Genomic DNA, 21,288 nt, shown 5'->3' on the forward strand with positions numbered 1-21,288 from the left:
TGTCTCGCCGTTGGTGGGCCGGTGCCCGCACGGTTAGGGTCGTTGTCGTGAAAGGGCAACCGCATGTACTAGGAATTGTCCTCGCCGGTGGCGAAGGCAAACGGTTGTGGCCGTTGACCGCGGACCGGGCGAAGCCCGCGGTGCCCTTCGGCGGAAACTACCGGCTCGTCGACTTCGTGCTGTCCAACCTCGTGAACGCCGGTTTCGTCCGGCTGTGCGTGCTGACCCAGTACAAGTCCCACTCCCTGGACCGGCACATCTCCACCACGTGGCGGCTGTCCAACGTGCTCGGCCAGTACGTCACGCCGGTGCCCGCCCAGCAGCGCCTCGGGCCGCGCTGGTACACCGGCAGCGCCGACGCGATCTTCCAGAGCCTGAACCTCGTCAACGACGAGAAACCGGACCACGTCGTCATCTTCGGCGCGGACCACGTCTACCGGATGGACCCGGGCATGATGGTGGACCGGCACATCGCCGCCGGCGCGGGGGTGACCGTGGCCGGCATCCGGGTGCCGCGCGCCGAGGCCAAGGCGTTCGGCTGCATCGACTCCGACGAGACCGGGCTGATCACCGGGTTCCTGGAGAAGCCCGCCGACCCGCCGCACGTGCCCGACGACCCGGAGGTCACCTTCGCGTCGATGGGCAACTACGTGTTCACCACCGAGGCGCTGATCGAGGCGCTGCGCGCGGACGCCGCCAACCCGGACTCCGACCACGACATGGGCGGCGACATCATCCCCATGCTGGTCGACCAGGGCCGGGCGCACGTCTACGACTTCGCCGACAACGCGGTGCCGGGGGAGACCGACCGCGACCGGGGCTACTGGCGGGACGTGGGGACCATCGACGCCTACTACGAGGCGCACATGGACCTGGTCTCGGTGAACCCGGTGTTCAACATCTACAACCAGTCGTGGCCGATCCGCACCGCCACCCCGCCGCTGCCGCCGGCGAAGTTCATCGCGGGCGGCAGCGCCGAGGACTCGATGGTCGGGCCCGGCTCGATCATCTCCGGCACCGTCCACGGTTCCGTGGTCTCGTCCGACGTCGTGGTCGAGTCCGGTTCGGTGGTCCAGGGCAGCGTGCTGCTCCCCGGTGTCCGCATCGGCCGGGGCGCCGTCGTCCGCCGCGCGATCCTGGACAAGAACGTGGTGGTCCCGGACGGCGCGCTGATCGGCGTCGACCCCGCCACCGACCGGCAGCGCTACACCGTCTCGGCGGGCGGCGTGACCGTGCTGGGCAAGGGCGTCACGGCGGCCTGACGGCGTCACGCCGACGTGGTCGGGGACCTCTCCGCCAGGGGTCCCCGGCAGCCGCCCGCCACCCGGGCGGCCTAGTCGACCTTGGCGGCCACCAGCAGCCCGTCCCCCAGGGGCAGGATCACCGGCACCAGGCGGTCGTCGTCCCGCACCGACCGCGTGATCTCCCGCATCGCGGACGTCGCCGGGTCCCGGTGCGAGGCGTCGGCCACGCGCCCCTTCCAGAGCACGTTGTCGAACGCGATCACCCCGCCGGGCCGCAGCAGCCGCACGCCCTCCTCCAGGTACTTCGGGTACTCGGTCTTGGCCGCGTCCACGAAGACCAGGTCGTACGCGCCGTCGGTCAGCCGGGGGAGCACGTCCAGCGCCTGGCCCATGATCAGCCGCGTCCGGGACACCGGGACGCCCGCCTCGCCGAACGCGACCCGCGCCGCCCGCTGGTGCTCGGGCTCCGCGTCGATCGAGGTCAGCACACCCGCCGCCGGCATCCCGCCGAGCAGGTACAGCGAGCCGACGCCCGCGCCCGTGCCGACCTCCACGACGGCCCTGGCCTGCAGCGCGGCGGCCAGGAACCGCAGGGCCGCGCCGCCACCGGGCAGGATCGGCACGCAGCCCAGGTCGGCCGCCCGTGCCCGCGCCGAGGCGAACACGGCGTTTTCGGGCAGGTAGCCCTCCACGTACTCGCGCAGCGGCGCATCCACAGCCCAGAGGTTAACGCCGGACGCGGCGGATCGGGTGAACCTCCCGTGGACCGGAATTCTCAGCGTGCTCTCAGCCGACTCTCACCATGGTTATAAGCGAGCCGGTCAGGCTGGTCCCAGCACGGGACCACGGGGAACAGGTTCCGGCGCACGACCCACGGGGAACACGGGAGCCGCAGCGAACGTTGAACCGTGCAGCAGGGCAGCCAGCCCACTGGAGGTGCTTCACCGCCCGATGCCAACGCAGCCGTATACCGCCACAGCACCCATCGACGACACGGAGTGGATCGTGCCGACGTGGGACCAGGTCGTCCGCGACCACGCCGACCGGGTGTACCGGCTGGCCTACCGCCTGACCGGCAACCAGCACGACGCCGAGGACCTCACCCAGGAGACGTTCATCCGGGTGTTCCGCTCCCTCGCGTCGTACCAGCCGGGCACGTTCGAGGGCTGGCTGCACCGCATCACCACGAACCTGTTCCTCGACATGGTCCGCCGCCGCTCCAAGTTCCGGATGGAGGGCCTGCCGGACGACGCCGACCGCGTCGCCGGCGACGACCCGTCACCCGAACAGGTATACACCGACACCCATCTGGACCCGGACCTCCAGGCCGCGCTGGACGAGTTGCCACCGGACTTCCGCGCCGCAGTAGTGTTGTGTGACGTCGAAGGTCTGTCGTACGAGGAGATCGGCGCGACCCTCGGCGTGAAGCTGGGTACCGTGAGGAGCAGGATCCACCGGGGCCGCCAGGCCCTGCGCGCCTCACTGGAACGCCGACGGGGTCTCGTCCGGGAGGACTCTGCATGACCGATCTGCGAGGTTGGGGACTGCCCGAGCAACACCTGTTGCCCGACGCGGTCGTCGCCTTCGTCGACGGGGAGCTGTCGGCGTCGGCGCACGGCCGCGCCTCCGCCCACCTGGCGCGCTGCCCGTTCTGCGCCGCCGAGGCGTACTCGCAGCAACAGGCGAGGTCCGCGGTCCGCACGGCGGAGACCCCGTGCGCCCCGGCGGGCCTGCTGGCCAAGCTCGGGGCGATCCCCCAGGAAGTCGACCTGCCCAGCGCGCCCGACAACCTGGCGGTGACCGAGGACGGCCAACTGGTCACCGTCCAGCGCCCGGACCGGGTGACCTTCGGCACGGGCCCCGTGCTGGGCCAGAGCCGCCCCTTCGGCACCGGCAGCCGCTTCGGCAGCCGAGCCCGCCAGGGAGCGGGCGTGGTCGTCTCGGGCCTCATGCTGGGAGCCCTGGCCCTGGTGGTCCCCGGCAGCGACCACCCGGCCGCGACCCCGGCGCAGGGCGCGACCCCACCCCCGCCCCCGGCGGTGGCGCCCCCGTTGCCCCGTGACGGCACCCACCCGGCCGCTGCGGTACAGCACCCCCTCTCGGCAGGAGAAGCGGGCCCCAGGTCGAACCCGACCATCCGCCCCGCCGCCACCAACGCCCTGATGGACCGCTGAGCCAGGCGGGCCACTCGGCCACATCACGCCTCTGCCTCCCTCTGACGACAACTTCACCGATCACCGGGCACGATTGACCCGGCACCACCGGCCTTCGTGCCGATCGGGAAAGACGACGTGCGGGGAGCGATGAGCGAGCCACAGCAGGGCAACGGGACCCCCAGGTCCGGCGTGGACGACGGGGCCCACCGCAGGCTGGCTCCGCGCCCCCTGAACCGCCCCTCGGTGGACCCGGGCCACACGGCCGTGTTCGGCCGCCCGCCCGGCGTGGCGGGCGCCTTCGCCGACCGCCACCACCCCAACGGCAGCCCGAACGCCAACGGCTCCGGCGGCACCCACCTCGCGCCGCCCCCGCCCGAGGCCCTGACCACCGCGTTCGGCCGTCCGCAGGGCACCTCCGACCTGCTGCAGCGCCCACCCGTCGACCTCAACGGCGAACCCGAGGTGGAGCCCGTCTTCTGGGACGGCAAGCCCGCCGGCGACTCGTGGCGCGACCCGAGCGCCGGTGCCGTGATCGGTCCGCCGGCGGTGACCGAGGAGCCGGCCAAGGCCGCGACCCCCGCCACCACGACCACCGGCCCGCAGCTCAGCGTCCCCGAACTGCTGTTCGGCAGGCGGGTCAAGCCCACCGGGCTCATCCTGCTCATGGTCGCGGCCCTGGTCGTGGGCGCGGCGGGTGGCGTGGTCGGCTGGCTGGCGGGCAAGGTCGGCAACCCCCTGACCGACGGCGGCGTCACGCTCGCCGAGGTGCAGCCCGGCAAGGAACGCCCGGTCGGGTCGGTGGCGGACATCGCCAAGCGCGTCACGCCCAGCGTCGTGTCCATCGAGTTCAAGGGCGCGAACGTGGCCGGCGTCGGTTCGGGCGTCGTCATCGAGGGCGGCGGCTACATCCTCACCAACGACCACGTGGTCGCCCCGGCCGTGCAGGACACGTCCGCGAAGCTCACCGTCGTCTTCACCGACGGCAAGCGCGCGGTGGCCCAGGTCGTGGGCCGCGACCCGAAGACCGACCTCGCCGTCATCAAGGTCCAGGTCGACAACCCCACCGTCCTCCAGTTCGGCAACTCCGACGACCTCGCGGTCGGTGACGCGGTGCTGGCGATCGGCTCGCCGCTGTCCCTGTCGAACACGGTGACCGAGGGCATCGTGAGCGCCCTGCACCGCCCCGTCACGGCGGCGGGTGAGAACGGCGGCCCCCAGGTCACCTACGACGCGATCCAGACCGACGCGGCCATCAACCCCGGCAACTCCGGCGGCGCGCTGGTCGACTCGTCCGGCACGCTGGTCGGCATCAACTCGTCCATCCGCACCGAGACCGGCGGCTCGGTCGGCCTCGGCTTCGCGATCTCCGGCAACTACGCCCGCAAGGTCTCCCAGGCCCTCATCCGCGACGGCCAGGTCAAGCACGCGGACATGAACCTCAACGTCCGCTCCGTCTCCGCCGAGACGGCTGAAGGTGCGAAGGTCCAGAACGTCCTGGAGGGCGGGGCGGCAGCCGCCGCCGGCATCCAGGAGGAGGACGTCATCACCAAGGTCGGCGACCGCATGGTCCGCAACGCCGCGGAGCTGACCGTAGCCGTGAGGAACCGTGAAATCGGGGAAACGATCCCGGTCGTGCTGGCCAGGCAGGGACGGGAGCTCACCGTGCAGGTGACGCTCCGGTCGGACTGACGGCTAGTCTGGCCAAGGGCGGCAGTCGGCGGAGGTGGCAGGCGAGTGTTCGAGAACATCGGCTGGGTGGAGATCCTCGTTATCGTGGTCGCGGGCCTGTTCATCCTGGGCCCGGAACGCCTACCCGCAGCCGCCGCGTGGGTGGGCAAGACGATGCGCCAGGTGCGCGAGTACGCGACAGGCGCGCGCGACCAACTGAAGCAGGAGATGGGCCCCGAGTTCGACCAGTTGCGCAAGCCGCTGGAAGACCTCCGGGAACTGCGCAACTTCGACCCGAAGCGGGCCATCACCAAGCACCTGTGGGACGACGTCCCGGCGAACGGCAACAACACGAAGCCCAACGGCTTCTCGGGCCCGCACACAACGCTCCCCCCGGGCCCGACAGGCGCACGGGAAAGGGAACGCGAACGCCCCCTGCAACAGGGTGAACGCCCCCCGTACGACCCAGACGCCACATAACCAAGAACAACCAAACAAAGAGGCGCGCACCCCCAAGGTGCGCGCCTCTTCCACGTGCGCAGCACACACCCCACCCAGGTGAGTCGTGTCATCCCCGTGTGGCCCGCGCGCAGCGAACCGCGCTTGGCCAGGTCATGCAAGCACGCCCTTCGCTTGCATGACCTGGCCAAGGGTGGTTGTCTTTGACCGGGCCACACGGGGATGACACGACGACCCACGCACTTCCGTCATCCTTGGCGGCTCGCCCGTCCGGCGAGGACTCTTTTCTTTTTCTACAACCCACACTCAAGCCACAAAACCGACCCGCACAGCCGAAGCCGCAAACCCGGGATCAGCCGCTCAACGCCCAGCAGGCGACACGTTCAACAACCGCCCGGCCAACCCACGCGACCGCACCGACAACTTGGCCGCCACCGAAGTCAGCACCTGCGCCGCCGTCGACGTGGGCGCGTCGAGCACGATCGGCGTCCCGGCGTCGCCCTGCTCGCGCAGCCGGGGGTCCAGCGGCACCTGCCCCAGCAGCGGCACCTCCGCCCCGACCGCCTGCGACAGCGAGGACGCCACCGCCTGCCCGCCGCCGCTGCCGAAGACGTCCATCCGGGTCCCGTCCGGCAGTTCCAGCCACGACATGTTCTCGATGACGCCCGCCACCCGCTGACGCGTCTGCAACGCGATCGAGCCGGCGCGCTCCGCGACCTCGGCCGCCGCCTGCTGCGGGGTCGTCACGACGAGGATCTCCGCGTTCGGGACGAGCTGGGCCACCGAGATGGCCACGTCGCCGGTACCCGGCGGCAGGTCCATGAGCAGCACGTCCAAGTCGCCCCAGAACACGTCCGCCAGGAACTGCTGCAACGCGCGGTGCAGCATCGGGCCGCGCCACACCACCGGCGTGTTGCCGGAGGTGAACATGCCGATCGAGATCAGCTTCACCCCGTGCGACTGCGGCGGCATGATCATCTTCTCGACCTGGGTGGGGCGCGCTTCCGTGCCCAGCATCCTCGGGATCGAGTGCCCGTAGATGTCCGCGTCGACCACGCCCACCGACAGGCCCCGGGCCGCCATCGCCACGGCCAGGTTCACCGTGACGCTCGACTTGCCCACACCACCCTTGCCGGACGCGACGCAGTACACCCGCGTCAGCGAGCCCGGCTGGGCGAACGGGATGACCGGCTCCTCGACGCCCCCGCGCAGCGACTTGCGCAGCTCGGTCCGCTGGGCGTCGCTCATCACGTCCAGCGCCACGCGCACCGACGACACGCCGTCGAGTTCCGACACGGCGGACGTGACGTCGGCGGTGATCTTGTCGCGCATCGGGCAGCCCGCGACGGTCAGGTACACCTCGACGTCCACGACCCCGTCGGTCACCGAGACCGACTTCACCATGCCGAGGTCGGTGATGGGACGCCGGATCTCCGGGTCCTGCACCGTGGCCAGCGCCTTGTGCACGTCGTCAACGGTAGGAAGGGTCTGCGTCACTGGATCGCCTTCGATCGCCTACAGAGGAGAACGCCATGCTACGGCGGCGCGGCGCACCTCCAAGCTACCGGTTGGTCACCTCGAATTCGGGGCCAGCGCGAAGCCGGTTGCGTGCTTTCCGTAACATCGTGATCCGTGCCGGAAACCGGAAGTGCCCGGTTGCCCACCCGAACCGAGCTCGGTGTGTGGCGATCCTTCCTCCGGGCCCATGCGCGGCTCACTCGGATCCTGGAAGCCGAACTGATCGCCGAGCAGCGCCTATCGCTCGCGGCTTACGACGTCCTCGTGCAGCTCGCCGAGGCTCCGCAGTACCGACTGCGGATGACCGAACTGGCGGATGCAGTCCTGCTGTCGCGCTCCGGCGTGACCCGACTTGTCGACCGGCTGGAGCGCGCCGGCCTCGTGCTCCGGGAACGCGCGGACGGTGACGGCCGGGGCGTGGTCGCGGTGCTGACACCGCTCGGCCTCGACCGCCTGCGGATCGCGTCGGGCACCCACCTGACCGGTGTGGCGCACCACTTCGCCGAGGCGTTCGGCCACTCCGAACTGGAGGCGTTCGGCCGGACCTGCGACCGCTTGGCCACGGAAGAGCCTTAGTCCCGCCCACCAACCGCCCATCAACCACCCAACGGCCGGCCCCAACGAACCAACCGCACACCTAGGACGGCACGTCATCCCACCGAGGGTCGTCCTTCAACGCCTTGCGGCGCTGCTCCCGGAACACCCGGTCCAGCTCGCTGCGCAGGAAGTCGCGCGTCGCCACCTCCCCGACGGCGAGCCGCAGCGCGGCCAGCTCCCGCGCCAGGTACTCGGTGTCGGCCTTGGTCTGGGCTGCGCGCGACCGGTCCTCCTCCAGCGACACCCGGTCCCGGTCGTCCTGCCGGTTCTGGGCCAGCAGGATCAGCGGCGCGGCGTACGCGGCCTGCGTGGAGAACGCCAGGTTGAGCAGGATGAACGGGTACGGGTCCCACTGGAGGGACACCGCGACCAGGTTCACCGTGATCCACACGATCACGATCAGCGTCTGCCAGAACAGGAACTTGCCGGTCCCGAGGAAGCGGGCCAGGCGCTCGGAGAACCTCCCGAACGCCTCCGGGTCGAGCTCGAACCGGAAGCGGCCGGGTGGGCGCGGCTGGTCGAGCCGGCGGCGTGGCAGCTCAGGCATGGGTCAGCCCCGTTTCCCGCCAGTTGTCCGGCAGCAGGTGGTCGAGCACGTCGTCCACGCTGACCGCGCCCAGCAGGTGGTCGGTCTCGTCGACGACCGGCCCGCACACCAGGTTGTAGGCGGCGAAGTACCGGGTGACCTCGCTCAGCGAGGCGTCCGGGGCCAGCGTGGCCAGGTCGGTGTCCAGCACGCCCGCCACCAGGTCGGACGGCGGCTCGCGGAGCAGCCGCTGGATGTGCACGCACCCCAGGTACCGCCCGGTGGGCGTCGCGGTCGGCGGCCGGCACACGAACACCATGCTGGCCAGGGCCGGCGTCAGGTCGGGGTTCCGCACGTGCGCCAGCGCCTCGGCGACCGTGGCGTCCGGGGCCAGCACGACCGGTTCGGGCGTCATCAACCCGCCCGCCGTGTCGAAGCTGTACTCCAGCAGGCGCTTGACCGGGGCCGACTCCTCCGGCTGCATCAGGTCGAGCAGCCGGTCCTTGTCCCGCTCGGGCAGCTCGGCCAGCAGGTCGGCCGCGTCGTCGGGGTTCATCGCCTCCAGCACGTCCGCCGCGCGCTCCTCGTCCAAGTGCGCCAGCAGGTCCTTCTGGTCGTCCTCGGGCAGCTCCTCGATCACGTCGGCCAGCCGCTCGTCGTCCAGCGCCTCGGCCACCTCGTACCGCCGCTTCACCGGCAGGCCGTGCAGCGCCAGCGCGACGTCCGCCGCGCGCATCGTCTCGAAGACCGCGACCAGGTGCTGGGCGCCCTGCGGCTGCCCGGCGATCTCGGTCACCGACAGCCCGGTCAGCTCCTCCCACCGCACGACCTGCACGGGTCCGCGCCGCGAGAGCCGCCCGGTGCGCTCGCGGACCGCGACCCGCGTCATCCGCCAGTCCCTGGTCCGGGTCGGTTCCATGGCCGCGTCCACCAGCACCGCGTCGGCCCCGGCCCCGGTGCGCACGCGGGCGTCCAGCAGCTCGCCGACCACCAGCACCTCGTTGGTGCGCTGGTGGAAGTGCCGCAGGTTGACCGTGCCGGTGGCGAGCGTGACGGCGTTCGGCTCGATCGAGGTCACCCGCAGCATGGGCACGAAGATCCGCCGCCGGGTGGCCAGCTCCAGCACCAGCCCCAGCACCCGGGGCGGCTGCCGGTCGACCCGCAAGCCGATCACCAGGTCCCGCACCTTGCCGATGGATTCCCCGTCGGGCCCGAAGACGGGCAACCCGGCGAGCTGAGCGGCGAAGACCCGGTTCACAGCGACCACCGGGCCAGGCTAACCAAGGTCAGCTCCGCCCGCTCCTCCCCGGGCCGGGCGGCACTGCTCCCCGGACCGGGCCGCGCCTCGTCCCGGACGGGGCGGCGCCCCTCGACGGCGGGACGAAGATCAGGTCGGCTCGGCCTGGAGGAACTGCGGCCGGACGTCGAAACCGTGCCGCCGGTACGCCGACACCGCGCGCTCGCTGGAGTGCACGGTGACCCGGTCGACGCCGACCGCCCACCCACCCAGCACGGCCACGACACAGCAGTGCGACGGCCCGATCCCGACCCGGACTCGAAGACGGGAAGAAGTGCGCGTCGCCGGTGCGGGTCTAGGGTCGGTGAAGTGCGCAACTACGACGTGCTCGACGTGTTCACCGACCGTCCCTTCGCGGGCAACCAGCTCGCCGTCGTGCACGACGCCGAAGACCTGACCGACCGGCAGATGCAGGCCGTCGCCCAGGAGTTCGGCTACTCCGAGACGGCCTTCCCGGTGCCGCCCACCGATCCGGCCGCCGACTACCGCATCCGCATCTTCACGCCGGTCACCGAGCTGCCGTTCGCCGGTCACCCCAGCATCGGCACGGCCTGGCTGCTGGGGTCGCGCGGCGTGCTCCCGCTCGGCCGGGCGACCCAGCAGACGGCCCGGGGGCTGCACCGCGTGGTGGTCGACGCCGACCGGGCGACGCTGGAGGGCGACACCCCGGTCGTCGGCGACTACCTGGACGCCGGTCCGCCGGCCGCCGCGCTCGGCCTGTACCTGTCGGACGTGGACCCGCACGCCGAAGCGGGGGTGGCGGGCGCGGGGCTGGACTTCACGTTCCTCCCGGTGCGCGCCGACGCCGTGGCCCGCGCCGCACCGCGCGTCGACCTGGGTGAGCACGTCGTCGGGCGGGGGCTGGTGGCGGTCTCGTTCGTCGCGGGCGTGGCGCACGTCCGGATGTTCCGGGCGACCGGGGGAGAGGACCCGGCCACGGGGTCGGCCGCGCTGGCGCTCGGCGTCTGGCTGGCGGACCGCGGTCTGCTGCCGGGTGACGGTCGGCACGCCGTGGTGGTGCGGCAGGGGGAAGAGGTGGGTCGTCCGTCCACTCTGGACTGCCTGGTCACCGTGCTCGGCGGGGTGGCGACGCACGTCGCCGTGGGTGGTCGGGTGGTGCCGGTGGCCCAGGGGCGGATCAGGGTGCCTGAGTCCTCTTGATTCGTTCCGCACCCGACTCGACCCGAACCAGCCCGAACCGTCCCGGCTGGAACGGTCAGCCTGCGAGCAGCCGCGCCACCCCCTCGCAGAACGCGGCCAGCTCGGTTTCGCCGGATTCGGTGCACCACAGCCAGTTGTCGACGGCCCGGTACAGCGCCCACCGCCGCGCCCGTTCCGCGTCCAGCTCGCCGAGGTCGCACAGCGCCGCCAGCCGGTCCAGCACGGCCCGCTCACCGTCCAGCTCGTCGGCCCTGTTCCACAGCAGCGGGATCACGCCGAACTCGCGGTCGCCGGAGATCGGTTTCGGGTCGATCATCAGCCACGGCTCGCGGTCGGCGCGCAGCACGTTCGCGTAGTGCAGGTCCTGGTTGACCAGGGTGTTGCCGGCGGTGGCGACCAGGTCGCGGCCCAGTTCGCCGGCGAGCCGGACGAACCGCTCCGGCACGACGCCGCCCAGGGCCGCGTTCTCCCCGACCAGGTCCCCGACCTCCACCCGGCGGAACTCCGGCCCGGCCGGCCGGCGCAGCCGCCGCAGCAGGCCGGCGGTGACGTCGAGCGCCTCCCCGATCGGCACGTCGAGCAGCGACCCGGGGTGCAGGCGTTCGAGCAGCAGCGCGCCGCGCTCGTCGTCGTTGTCCAGCAACCGGACCACGCCGTCGCCGTCCCACGCCCGCAGCGCCGCCGGTTCCTGCCGCGTCTCGTCGTCCAGCCAGGTCAGCTTCAGCACCGCGCTGCCGCCGTCCGCCCGCCGCACCGGCAGGACGACGGCGACGTAGCCGTTCATCAGGTCGCCGTCCGGGGTGAGCTGCCAGCGGTCGCAGAACTCGGCGGCCAGCGCGGGCAGGGTCGCCCGCCACGCCAGCACGTCCTCCCCGTGGTCGACGGCGAAGTCCGCCGGCACGGTGATCACGAGGTCGCCGCCGGGGAGAGGTCCATGCGGTAGACCGCGTCCCACGCCGGCGTCGTGTTGAGGCGGGCGGTGCGCAGGGCGGCGGCGGTGTCGTCGTCGGGCGTGACCAGCCGCGCCGTGACCGGGACGGTGACCAGGTGCGAGTGCGTCGAGGGCGAGCGCACGGTGAGCGCGCACCCGACGCCGTCGGCCAGGCCCGGCACCTGCTGCTCGGTCCCGCCGACCGCCACCAGCACGGCGTCGTCGCGCCACAGCGCCCACACCAGGCGCGGGTCGTGCCCGGCCGGCGCGACCCACACCGCCGCCGCCTTGCGCAGGGCGTTGTCCAGCACTCGGGTGATCTCCACCGGTTCAGCCTGCCACGGCCTGTGAGCCGGGACTCACGAAATAGCGGCGGACCACCCCGCGTGCCACGCTGCGCAGAGCGAGAGTTACCGGCCGGTACGAGGAGGTACCCCCAGTGGTCGACCAGCAGCGTCCCCGTCGCTCGTGCCTGGCCGTGCCCGGATCGAGCCAGAAGATGATCGACAAGGCCCGCACGCTGCCCGCCGACCAGGTGTTCCTGGACCTGGAGGACGCCTGCGCGCCGCTGGCCAAGCCGGGTGCCCGCAAGACCATCGTCGCGTCGCTCAACGAGGGCGACTGGGGGTCGCGGGCCAGGGTCGTCCGCGTGAACGACTGGACCACCGAGTGGACCTACCGCGACGTCACCGAGGTCGTGGAAGGCGCGGGCGCGAACCTGGACTGCATCATGCTGCCCAAGGTGCAGACCGCGCAGCAGGTGCACGCGCTGGACCTGCTGCTCACCCAGATCGAGAAGACCATGGGCTACGAGGTCGGCCGGATCGGCATCGAGGCGCAGATCGAGAACGCGCTCGGCCTGATCAACGTGAACGAGATCGCCACCGCGTCACCGCGCGTCGAGACGATCATCTTCGGGCCGGCCGACTTCATGGCGTCGATCAACATGAAGTCGCTGGTGGTCGGCGAGCAGCCGCCCGGCTACGACGTCGGCGACGCCTACCACTACATCCTGATGCAGATCCTGATGGCGGCGCGCGCCCACGACAAGCAGGCCATCGACGGGCCGTACCTCCAGATCCGCGACGTCGAGGGCTTCAAGCGGGTCGCCGGCCGGTCGGCGGCGCTGGGCTTCGACGGCAAGTGGGTGCTGCACCCCGGCCAGATCGACGCGGCCAACGAGGTGTTCAGCCCCAAGCAGGAGGACTACGACCACGCGGAGAACATCCTCGACGCGTACGACCACTACACCTCCGAGGCGGGCGGGAAGCGCGGCGCGGTCATGCTCGGCGACGAGATGATCGACGAGGCGTCGCGGAAGATGGCCCTGGTGATCTCGTCCAAGGGGCGGGCGGCCGGCATGTCGCGGACGGACGTCTGGGCTCCGCCTGCGGGGTGATCCCCGGGCGGTCGGCGTTGCTGCCGGTGTCGGGGTGTTCCCCGGTCACCGCCGGTGTCGGGAAGGCCACTGTGGGGTGGTCCTGACCGGTGAGCATTCCCACAAATCGTCGGCGGAAATGGCGATCAAGGGGTGGGGCGTGTGCATGGTGATGCCCATGTCACGTTCCCGCACCGCGAGGCCCCGGATACGGCTTTTCCGTCGCCGGCCCGCAGACGATCTGTTGGAGCGCAGTTTCCGGGTTTGTCCCGGGTGTGCCGCCGATGTTCACGTGTTCGCCGATGTGTGTCGGCATTGCGGTGGTTCATTGGAACTGCTCGGGGCTTGATTGCGGTTCTCGGAGGTAAAGGCGGCGGCGACGTCATTGCCGTCTCGTGTGGTGTGAGGGTCAGCCCGGCGGCGCGATCCCGCCGGGCGGTGAGGGGGCCCGGCTGTTTCGGTTCAGCGGGTGGCGGAGAGCACCTTCGTGACGCGAACGGGCGTTAACCAGGCCATACTCGCCGGTAACCTCGGGAGCTACGAAGGGATCGTGCGATGGCGCACCTCGCCCAGACCGCCGGACTCACCGACATCCAGGAGGAGATCCTCTCCACGGTCCGCGCCTTCGTGGACAAGGAGATCATCCCGCACGCGCAGTCCCTGGAGCACGGCGACACCTACCCCGAGGACATCGTCGAGGGCATGAAGGAGATGGGCCTGTTCGGGCTCACCATCCCCGAGGAGTTCGGCGGGCTCGGCGAGTCGCTGCTCACCTACGCCCTGGTGGTCGAGCAGATCGCCCGGGGCTGGATGTCGGTCTCCGGCGTGATCAACACCCACTTCATCGTCGCGCACATGCTCAAGCAGCACGGCACGCCCGAGCAGCAGCAGAAGTACCTGCCGCGCATGGCGACCGGCGAGGTGCGCGGCTCGTTCTCGATGTCCGAGCCCGAACTCGGCTCCGACGTGGCGGCCATCCGGACGCGGGCGACCCGGACCGGGTCCCAGGCCGGGGCCGGGTTCGCGATCAGCGGTCAGAAGATGTGGTTGACGAACGGCGGCACGTCGAACCTGACTGCGGTGCTGGTGAAGACGGACGAGGGCGCGGAGAAGGCGCACCACAACCTGACGACGTTCCTGGTCGAGAAGCCCGAGGGGTACGGGGAGGTCCTGCCCGGCCTGACCATCCCGGGCAAGATCGACAAGATGGGGTACAAGGGCGTCGACACCACGGAGATGGTGTTCGACGACTTCGCCATCGACGCCGACCAGGTGCTCGGCGGTGTGACCGGGCAGGGGTTCCGGCACATGATGGACGGCGTCGAGGTCGGGCGGGTCAACGTCGCCGCGCGGGCCTGCGGGATCGCGCTGCGGTCGTTCGAGCTGGCGATCGGGTACGCGCAGCAGCGGAAGACGTTCGGCAAGCCGATCGCGGAGCACCAGGCCATCGCGTTCAAACTCGCGGAAATGGCGACCAAGGTCGAGGCCGCGCATTTGATGATGGTGAACGCGGCCCGGTTGAAGGATTCCGGTGCGCGCAACGACGTCGAAGCCGGAATGGCCAAGCTGATCGCTTCGGAGTACTGCGCCGAGGTCACGCAGGAGGCGTTCCGGATTCACGGCGGGTACGGGTACTCGAAGGAGTACGAGATCGAGCGGTTGATGCGCGAGGCCCCGTTCCTGTTGATCGGGGAGGGGACCAGCGAGATCCAGAAGACGATCATCAGCCGCGGGCTGTTGAGGGACTACCGGTCTCGGGGCTGATCCCGGGCAGTGGTGCGGGGCGCGTGGCGGAAGTGCAAGAGAGTCCTCGCCGGACGGGCGAGCCGCCAAGGATGACGGGTGGTGCGGGTCGTCGTGTCATCCCCGCATGGCCCGGTCAAAGACAACCACCCTTGAGTGGGGTGTGCAAGCGAGGGGCGTGCTTGCACACCCCACTCAAGCGCGGTTCGCTGCGCGCGGGCCATACGGGGATGACACGACCTGGTGGGTGGTGTGCGCGGGGCGCGCGTGCGCGGGGTGGGTGGGGTGGGTGCTGTGGGTGGGGTGGTGGTCGGGTGGGTGGGTGAGGGGTCGGCTGGGGATGAGGTCACGGATGCGTTGAGTTCCGGGTTACCCGTTTCGCGCTGTTCGCCCGGCCTTGGCAGGATGGGGGTGATCAGCAGAAGAGGTGGTCTCCGTGACGAGTTCCTTCTCCGGTCAGAGCCGGCCTGGTGTGCCGCCGCGACTGCCCACGCCGCCCACCGGGTGGCCGATCGGCTCCTACGGCACCTACGAGGAGGCCCAGCGCGCGGTCGACTTCCTCGCCGACGGTGATTTTCCCGTGCAGGAGGTGACCATCGTGGGGGTGGACCTCATGCTCGTGGAGCGGGTCACCGGGCGGCTCACGTGGGGGCGGGTGCTCGGGACGGGTGCCGCTTCCGGGGCCTGGTTCGGGTTGTTCGTCGGCGTGTTGCTGTCGCTGTTCAACACGAACACCGGGGCCAGTTTCGGGCCGATCCTCGTCGGGTTGGTCGTGGGTGTCGGGTTCGGGTTGATCTTCGCGGCGGTCGGGTACGGGTCGGCCCGGGGCAAGCGGGACTTCCAGTCCGCCAGCCAGCTCGTGGCCGGGCGCTACGACGTGCTGTGCCAGCCCCGCAACGCCGAGCGGGGGCGGGACCTGCTGGCCAAGCTGGCCATGCGGCCGTCCGACGCGCCCAAGGACTAGAGGTTTCACCTCGGTGATCACCGGGTAGAGCCCTTCCGGGCACCGGTGGTTGCGGCACCTGATCACCGGGCCTACGTTCGTTCCACCGGTCGGCTTCGCGGCCCTCCGGTGGGGCACGACGAGGTGCCGGGCGCTGCGGTCTGGTTCCTCCGCTGTCGGGAAGGAGGCTGGGCCGATGACGCGTCATCGGTTGGCCGCCGCCGGGTGTGCCGCGCTGGTCGCGGCGTCCGGGCTGGCGGGGTGTGGCTCGGGTGACGGCGGGATCACCATCAACGTCTACAAGTACCCGCAGGAGAGCTTCCAGAAGATCGTCGACCGGTGCAACGAGGTCGCGGACGGCTACCGGATCGTCTACCACAAGCTGCCGCGCGAGGCGGACGGCCAGCGCGAGCAGCTCGTCCGCCGGCTCGCCGCCGAGGACGACGGGATGGACGTCCTCGGGCTGGACGTGACCTGGACCGCCGAGCTGGCCAAGGCCGGGTGGATCAAGGAGTTCACCGGCTCCGCGAAGTCCGAGGTGGAGAGGGGCACGCTGGAGACGCCGCTGGAGACCGCCCGCTACGAGGGCAAGCTGTACGGCGCTCCGGACAACACCAACGTCCAGCTCCTCTGGTACCGCAGTGACCTCGTCCCCACTCCGCCGAAGACCTGGGACGAGATGATCGAGGTGGGCTCGCGGCTCAAGGCCGAGGGCAAGCCCGGCCTCGTCGAGGCGCAGGGCAAGCAGTACGAGGGGCTCGTCGTCCTGTTCAACACGCTGGTCAACTCCGCGGGCGGCGAGATCCTGAACGAGGACGGCACCAAGGCCGTGGTGGACGACGACGCCGTCAAGGCGCTCGAAGTCCTCCAGAAGTTCGCCACCTCCGACGTCGTCGACCCGTCGTTCGCCAACTTCGCCGAGGACGACGCCCGGCTGGCGATGGAGGGCGGCAAGGCCGCGTTCATGCTGAACTGGCCGTACGTCTACGCCGCCGCGCAGAAGAAGCCGGAGTTCGCGGCGAACTTCAAGTGGGCGCCCTACCCGTCGATCGACGGTTCCGGTGCCAAGGTGACGGTGGGCGGCGTGAACTACGCCGTCAGCTCGTACACGCCGCACGCCGAACAGTCGTTCGACGCGGTCACGTGCCTGCGCAGCGCGGAGAGCCAGAAGTTCGCCGCCATCAACGACGGCGTGCCGCCGACCATCGAGTCCGTCTACGACGACCCGGAGATGGCCGAGCCCTACCCGATGAAGGAAGCGATCCTGGACACGCTGAAGACGGCGAGCGTCCGGCCCCGCACCCCGGCGTACCAGAACGTGTCCACGGTCATCTCGACCATCCTGTCGCCGCCCGGCTCCATCGACCCGGGGCCCACGGCGGAGCGGTTGCGCACCGAGTTGCAGAACGCGCTCGACTCCAAGGGGGTGCTGCCATGAGCCACGCGCTGTCCGAGGAGAAGGACGAGCGGGTCGCGGAGGGGCGCAAGCCGGCCAAGGCCGCGCTGAGCGAGGGCAAGAAGGCCGAGCGGCGGCTGGGGTTGCTGCTGTGCGCGCCGGCGGTGCTGGTGATGGCGGCGGTGGCCGGGTGGCCGATCCTGTACTCGTTGTGGCTCTCGTTGCAGCGGTACGACCTGAAGTTCCCGGACCGCCAGGAGTTCGTCTGGTTCGACAACTACGTGACCGTGCTGTCCAACTCGTACTGGTGGAACGCGGTGTGGATCACGGTCGTGATCACCGTCGTGTCCGTGGTGATCGAGCTGGTGCTGGGCATGGCGCTGGCGCTGATCATGCACCGCACGCTGGTGGGGCGCGGCATCGTGCGCACGTCCACGCTGATCCCGTACGGGATCGTGACCGTGGTGGCGGCGTTCTCGTGGCGCTACGCCTGGACGCCCGGCACCGGGTACCTGTCCGAGCTGGTGGCGGGCGGCGAACCCGTGCTGACCCAGAAGATCCCGGCGCTGATGGTGGTCATCCTGGCCGAGATCTGGAAGACCACGCCGTTCATGGCGCTGCTGCTCATGGCGGGCCTGGCGCTGGTGCCGGACGACCTGCTCAAGGCGGCGGCGATGGACGGCGCGAACGCGTGGCAGCGGTTCACCAAGGTGATGGTGCCGGTGATGAAGCCGGCGATCCTGGTGGCGCTGCTGTTCCGCACGCTGGACGCGTTCCGGGTGTTCGACAACCTGTTCGTGCTGACCGGTGGGTCGCAGGGCACGACGTCGGTGTCGATGATCGCCTACAACAACCTGATCAAGGGCCTGAACCTGGGCATCGGCTCGACCATGTCGGTGCTGATCTTCCTGATGGTGGCGCTGATCGCGTTCATCTTCATCAAGCTGTTCGGTACCGCTGCCCCCGGCAGTGACAGCGGCGGGAGGCGTTGATGGCGGGCATCGGAGGGGCCGAGACCACCGGGCGCAAGGCGCGCTGGGCCGTGCTCAACGTGGTGGTCGTGGTGTACGCGCTGTTCCCCGTGCTGTGGATCGTCTCGCTGTCGTTCAAGACGAAGGAGACGTTGGCGGACGGCAACTTCATCCCGCGCGAGTGGACGCTGGACAACTACACGTCCATCTTCTCCACCACGGAGTTCGTGCGGGCGCTGGTGAACTCGATCGGCATCGCGGTCATCGCCACCGCCATCGCGGTGGTGTTCGGCACGATGGCCGCGTACGCGATCGCCCGGCTGGACTTCCCCGGCAAGCGGGTGCTGGTCGGGATCTCCCTGCTGGTGTCGATGTTCCCGCAGATCTCGCTGATCTCGCCGCTGTTCGAGATCGAGCGGACGCTCGGGCTGTTCGACACCTGGCCGGGGCTGATCCTGCCCTACATCACGTTCGGGCTGCCGCTGGCGATCTACACGCTGTCGGCGTTCTTCCGGGAGATCCCGTGGGAGCTGGAGAAGGCGGCCAAGATGGACGGCGCGACGCCCGGTCAGGCGTTCCGCCGGGTGATCGCGCCGCTGGCCGCGCCGGGCGTGTTCACCACGGCCATCCTGGTGTTCATCTTCTGCTGGAACGACTTCCTGTTCGCGATCTCGCTGACCTCCACCGAGAACTCGCGCACGGTCCCGGTGGCGCTGTCGTTCTTCACCGGCAGCTCCCAGTTCGAGGACCCGACCGGGTCGATCGCCGCCGCCGCCGTGGTGATCACGATCCCGATCATCCTGTTCGTGTTGTTCTTCCAGCGTCGGATCGTCGCCGGGTTGACCTCCGGCGCCGTCAAGGGGTGAAGCAATGGCCGAGATCGTGCTGGACAAGGTGAGCAAGCAGTACCCCGACGGCGCAGTGGCCGTGCGGGACGTGGACATCGAGATCGCCGACGGCGAGTTCATCATCCTGGTGGGCCCGTCCGGGTGCGGGAAGTCCACGACGCTGAACATGATCGCGGGGCTGGAGGACATCACGTCCGGCGAGCTGCGGATCGGCGGCGAGCGGGTCAACGAGCGCGCGCCGAAGGACCGCGACATCGCCATGGTGTTCCAGTCCTACGCGCTGTACCCGCACATGACGGTGAAGGAGAACATGGCCTTCCCGTTGCGGCTGGCCAAGGTGGACAACGCGACGGTGGAGAAGAAGGTCCGGGACGCGGCCGAGATCCTCGACCTCTCTCAGCACCTGGACCGCAAGCCCGCCAACCTCTCCGGCGGCCAGCGCCAGCGGGTGGCGATGGGGCGGGCGATCGTGCGCAGCCCCAAGGCGTTCCTGATGGACGAGCCGCTGTCCAACCTGGACGCGAAGCTGCGGGTGCAGATGCGGACCTCGGTGTCGCGCCTGCAGAAGCAGCTCGGGACGACCATGGTCTACGTGACCCACGACCAGACCGAGGCGATGACCCTCGGCGACCGGGTGGTGGTGATGCGGGGCGGCGCGGTGCAGCAGGTCGGTGCCCCGCAGTACCTCTACGACCACCCGGCCAACCTGTTCGTGGCGGGGTTCATCGGCTCGCCGTCGATGAACTTCGTGCCGGCCGCGCTGGAGGGCGGTGCGGTGCGCTCGCCGCTGGGCGAGGTCCCGCTGACCGACCGGGTGCGCGGGCTGCTCTCCGCCGCCGACGCGCCGCGCGAGGTGATCATGGGCCTGCGGCCCGAGCACTTCGAGGACGCGCGGCTGGTGGACGACGGGGTGCGGGCGCACGGTGTCACGTTCTCCAGCCACGTCGACGTGCTGGAGTCGATGGGCTCCGACAAGTACGCCTACTTCAGCCTGTCGGGTGAGCAGGCCACGTCGGCGGAGCTGGCCGAGCTGGCCGCAGACGCGGGCTCGTCGGACGTGCCCGGCGGCGGCGTCTCGCTGGTCACCCGGCTGTCCGCCGCCTCGACGGCCACCGAGGGCGAGCAGGCGGAGATCTGGTTCGACGCCGACAAGGTCCAGCTCTTCGACCCCGGCACCGGGGCCAACCTGACCTATTCCGGCGACTGAGCGGTCGCGGGGGCCGTCCCACCTGCGCGGACGGCCCCTCCCCGCCGCAGGTCACGGGGAGTTACTGACCAGCCGGGACCATCGGCAGGGACGAACTCCATAGGCCATTCAGCGCAGCAGACGTGCAGCTCGCCGCTTGCGTGCGGCGCTCGTGCCGGTCCGTCCCCACCCTGGTCGAAGGCGGGGATGACCCCGATCGACGGCGTCGGGGCAGGGGAGACCGCCGAGCACAGAAGAGAGCGCGCGATGGGGATTCTTGACGGAAAAGCAGTCGTGATCACCGGTGCGGGGCGCGGCCTGGGAGAGGCCTACGCGATGCACGCGGCGCAGTCGGGAGCCGCAGTCGTGGTCAACGACGTCGAAGCCGACCTCGCCGAACAGGTCGCCGAGCACATCCGGGGGTACGGCGGTCGGGCGGTCGCCAGCACGCACACGGTGGCGGACCCGACCGAGGCCGAGAAGATCGTCGGGACGTGCCTGACCGAGTTCGGCCGGCTGGACGGCCTGGTGAACAACGCGGGCCTGAACTACGAGACCCTGCCGTGGGAGGACGACCCGGAATCGGTGCGTCGCACGGTCGAGGTCAACCTGCTGGGCGTCATCTACACCGGGATCGCCGCGATGCGCGCCATGCGCGAGCAGGGCGGCGGTTCGATCGTCAACATCTCGTCCGGGGCGTTCTTCGGGCAGCGCAAGCTGGCCACCTACTCCGCGACCAAGGGCGCGGTCGCGTCCCTGAGCGCGTCGTGGGCGCTCGACCTGGAGGGCGAGGGCATCCGCGTCAACGCGGTGTGCCCGGTCGCCCACACCCGCATGGTCTGGAAGTCCGAGCGGTCCCTGCGGGCGATCCCCGCCGACCGCACCCCCGGCAAGGTCGCGCCGCTGGTGCTGTTCCTGCTCAGCGACGCCGCCGACGGCATCACCGGCCAGATCGTCCGGTGCAACGGCCGCCAGCTCCACCTGGTGGGGCACCCCTACTTCAAGCAACCGATCCTGGAGAGCGACACCTGGGACACCACCTCGGTGAAGCGGGCGTTCGACGGGGTCCTCCAAGCGCACCTGGAGCCGTTCGGGCTGGAGAAGCGGATGCCCCCGCGCCTGCGCGAGCTGGTGGAGCCCGGCCGGACCGCGTGACGGGCGGGAGCCGGGTCGGCTGACCACCGGGTGACCCGCACCGGTGGTGCACGACGTCGGGCACGTCGCCGGGGAGTGCCGCCCGGAGGTGGCGGCACTTCTCCACGGGTC

At 70.6% G+C, this 21,288-nt stretch carries 22 protein-coding genes; 15 read left to right on the forward strand and 7 right to left on the reverse strand.

Translation table 11 applies throughout. The annotated features are described in order from the left end of the window. Positions 1 to 47 precede the first annotated feature (47 nt). Entirely contained in the window at positions 48 to 1,262 is a 1,215-nt protein-coding gene (gene glgC / locus AB0I60_RS31290) for a glucose-1-phosphate adenylyltransferase (RefSeq protein WP_360736098.1), read from the forward strand. 71 nt (positions 1,263 to 1,333) lie between these two features. On the opposite strand, the gene AB0I60_RS31295 is transcribed toward glgC, so the two are convergent. Further along, positions 1,334 to 1,960, reverse strand: a complete 627-nt coding sequence (locus AB0I60_RS31295; RefSeq protein WP_360736100.1) for an O-methyltransferase — start codon at positions 1,958 to 1,960, stop codon at positions 1,334 to 1,336. A 235-nt stretch (positions 1,961 to 2,195) separates the two neighbouring features. On the opposite strand from AB0I60_RS31295, the gene sigE reads away from it, so the two are divergent. From sigE to tatB, 4 genes are all read left to right on the forward strand, one after another. Then, entirely contained in the window at positions 2,196 to 2,768 is a 573-nt protein-coding gene (sigE, locus tag AB0I60_RS31300) for an RNA polymerase sigma factor SigE (RefSeq protein ID WP_015098323.1), read from the forward strand. Continuing rightward, entirely contained in the window at positions 2,765 to 3,418 is a 654-nt protein-coding gene (locus AB0I60_RS31305; RefSeq protein ID WP_360736103.1) for a zf-HC2 domain-containing protein, read from the forward strand. Before sigE ends, AB0I60_RS31305 begins: the two co-directional genes overlap by 4 nt. A gap of 129 nt (positions 3,419 to 3,547) precedes the next feature. After that, positions 3,548 to 5,089, forward strand: coding sequence for a trypsin-like peptidase domain-containing protein (locus AB0I60_RS31310; RefSeq protein WP_360736105.1), 1,542 nt, complete (start codon positions 3,548 to 3,550; stop codon positions 5,087 to 5,089). A gap of 45 nt (positions 5,090 to 5,134) precedes the next feature. Continuing rightward, on the forward strand, positions 5,135 to 5,548 hold the full coding sequence (gene tatB / locus AB0I60_RS31315) for a Sec-independent protein translocase protein TatB (protein WP_360736108.1): 414 nt from the start codon (positions 5,135 to 5,137) through the stop codon (positions 5,546 to 5,548). Positions 5,549 to 5,887: 339 nt separating this feature from the next. Here tatB and AB0I60_RS31320 read toward each other — a convergent pair whose 3' ends face one another. Then, complete coding sequence (locus AB0I60_RS31320) at positions 5,888 to 7,039, reverse strand: P-loop NTPase (RefSeq protein WP_360736355.1); 1,152 nt, start codon at positions 7,037 to 7,039, stop codon at positions 5,888 to 5,890. A 120-nt stretch (positions 7,040 to 7,159) separates the two neighbouring features. On the opposite strand from AB0I60_RS31320, the gene AB0I60_RS31325 reads away from it, so the two are divergent. Continuing rightward, positions 7,160 to 7,621, forward strand: coding sequence for a MarR family transcriptional regulator (locus AB0I60_RS31325; protein ID WP_360736111.1), 462 nt, complete (start codon positions 7,160 to 7,162; stop codon positions 7,619 to 7,621). Between the two features lie 61 nt (positions 7,622 to 7,682). Here the strand turns inward: AB0I60_RS31325 and AB0I60_RS31330 are convergent, their stop codons facing one another. From AB0I60_RS31330 to AB0I60_RS31340, 3 genes are all read right to left on the reverse strand, one after another. Continuing rightward, positions 7,683 to 8,189 carry a DUF1003 domain-containing protein gene (locus AB0I60_RS31330; protein WP_360736113.1) on the reverse strand — a complete coding sequence of 169 codons (507 nt, stop codon included), beginning with the start codon at positions 8,187 to 8,189 and terminating at the stop codon, positions 7,683 to 7,685. After that, positions 8,182 to 9,435, reverse strand: a complete 1,254-nt coding sequence (locus AB0I60_RS31335; RefSeq protein WP_360736115.1) for a CBS domain-containing protein — start codon at positions 9,433 to 9,435, stop codon at positions 8,182 to 8,184. Before AB0I60_RS31335 ends, AB0I60_RS31330 begins: the two co-directional genes overlap by 8 nt. A 120-nt stretch (positions 9,436 to 9,555) precedes the next feature. Next, the gene (locus AB0I60_RS31340) at positions 9,556 to 9,687 is read right to left on the reverse strand and encodes a hypothetical protein (RefSeq protein ID WP_360736117.1); all 132 of its coding nucleotides are present in this window, start codon (positions 9,685 to 9,687) and stop codon (positions 9,556 to 9,558) included. A gap of 87 nt (positions 9,688 to 9,774) precedes the next feature. On the opposite strand from AB0I60_RS31340, the gene AB0I60_RS31345 reads away from it, so the two are divergent. Beyond that, positions 9,775 to 10,626 carry a PhzF family phenazine biosynthesis protein gene (locus AB0I60_RS31345; protein ID WP_360736119.1) on the forward strand — a complete coding sequence of 284 codons (852 nt, stop codon included), beginning with the start codon at positions 9,775 to 9,777 and terminating at the stop codon, positions 10,624 to 10,626. Between the two features lie 55 nt (positions 10,627 to 10,681). Here the strand turns inward: AB0I60_RS31345 and AB0I60_RS31350 are convergent, their stop codons facing one another. After that, positions 10,682 to 11,536, reverse strand: a complete 855-nt coding sequence (locus tag AB0I60_RS31350) for an aminoglycoside phosphotransferase family protein (RefSeq protein WP_360736121.1) — start codon at positions 11,534 to 11,536, stop codon at positions 10,682 to 10,684. After that, positions 11,533 to 11,883, reverse strand: a complete 351-nt coding sequence (locus AB0I60_RS31355; protein WP_360736124.1) for a hypothetical protein — start codon at positions 11,881 to 11,883, stop codon at positions 11,533 to 11,535. Before AB0I60_RS31355 ends, AB0I60_RS31350 begins: the two co-directional genes overlap by 4 nt. A 113-nt stretch (positions 11,884 to 11,996) precedes the next feature. On the opposite strand from AB0I60_RS31355, the gene AB0I60_RS31360 reads away from it, so the two are divergent. The 8 genes from AB0I60_RS31360 (at position 11,997) to AB0I60_RS31395 (ending at position 21,177) form a co-directional block, all read left to right on the forward strand. Further along, entirely contained in the window at positions 11,997 to 12,956 is a 960-nt protein-coding gene (locus AB0I60_RS31360; protein WP_360736126.1) for a CoA ester lyase, read from the forward strand. Between the two features lie 534 nt (positions 12,957 to 13,490). Then, positions 13,491 to 14,699, forward strand: a complete 1,209-nt coding sequence (locus tag AB0I60_RS31365; RefSeq protein ID WP_360736128.1) for an acyl-CoA dehydrogenase family protein — start codon at positions 13,491 to 13,493, stop codon at positions 14,697 to 14,699. A gap of 415 nt (positions 14,700 to 15,114) precedes the next feature. After that, entirely contained in the window at positions 15,115 to 15,642 is a 528-nt protein-coding gene (locus tag AB0I60_RS31370) for a general stress protein (RefSeq protein ID WP_360736130.1), read from the forward strand. A gap of 175 nt (positions 15,643 to 15,817) precedes the next feature. After that, entirely contained in the window at positions 15,818 to 17,059 is a 1,242-nt protein-coding gene (locus tag AB0I60_RS31375; RefSeq protein WP_360736133.1) for an ABC transporter substrate-binding protein, read from the forward strand. After that, positions 17,056 to 18,009 (forward strand): sugar ABC transporter permease, encoded by a 954-nt coding sequence (locus AB0I60_RS31380; protein ID WP_360736136.1) that lies wholly within the window; start codon positions 17,056 to 17,058, stop codon positions 18,007 to 18,009. The genes AB0I60_RS31375 and AB0I60_RS31380 overlap by 4 nt, the downstream gene beginning before the upstream one ends. After that, positions 18,009 to 18,854, forward strand: a complete 846-nt coding sequence (locus AB0I60_RS31385) for a carbohydrate ABC transporter permease (RefSeq protein ID WP_360736138.1) — start codon at positions 18,009 to 18,011, stop codon at positions 18,852 to 18,854. Before AB0I60_RS31380 ends, AB0I60_RS31385 begins: the two co-directional genes overlap by 1 nt. A 4-nt stretch (positions 18,855 to 18,858) precedes the next feature. Next, positions 18,859 to 20,043: a sn-glycerol-3-phosphate ABC transporter ATP-binding protein UgpC gene (gene ugpC, locus AB0I60_RS31390; protein WP_360736141.1), complete on the forward strand. Its 1,185-nt coding sequence runs from the start codon at positions 18,859 to 18,861 to the stop codon at positions 20,041 to 20,043. 246 nt (positions 20,044 to 20,289) lie between these two features. Beyond that, positions 20,290 to 21,177, forward strand: a complete 888-nt coding sequence (locus AB0I60_RS31395) for an SDR family oxidoreductase (RefSeq protein WP_360736144.1) — start codon at positions 20,290 to 20,292, stop codon at positions 21,175 to 21,177. The last annotated feature ends 111 nt before the right edge of the window (positions 21,178 to 21,288 follow it).

It is taken from the genome of Actinosynnema sp. NPDC050436 (assembly GCF_040655415.1).
Taxonomy (GTDB): Bacteria; Actinomycetota; Actinomycetes; order Mycobacteriales; family Pseudonocardiaceae; genus Actinosynnema.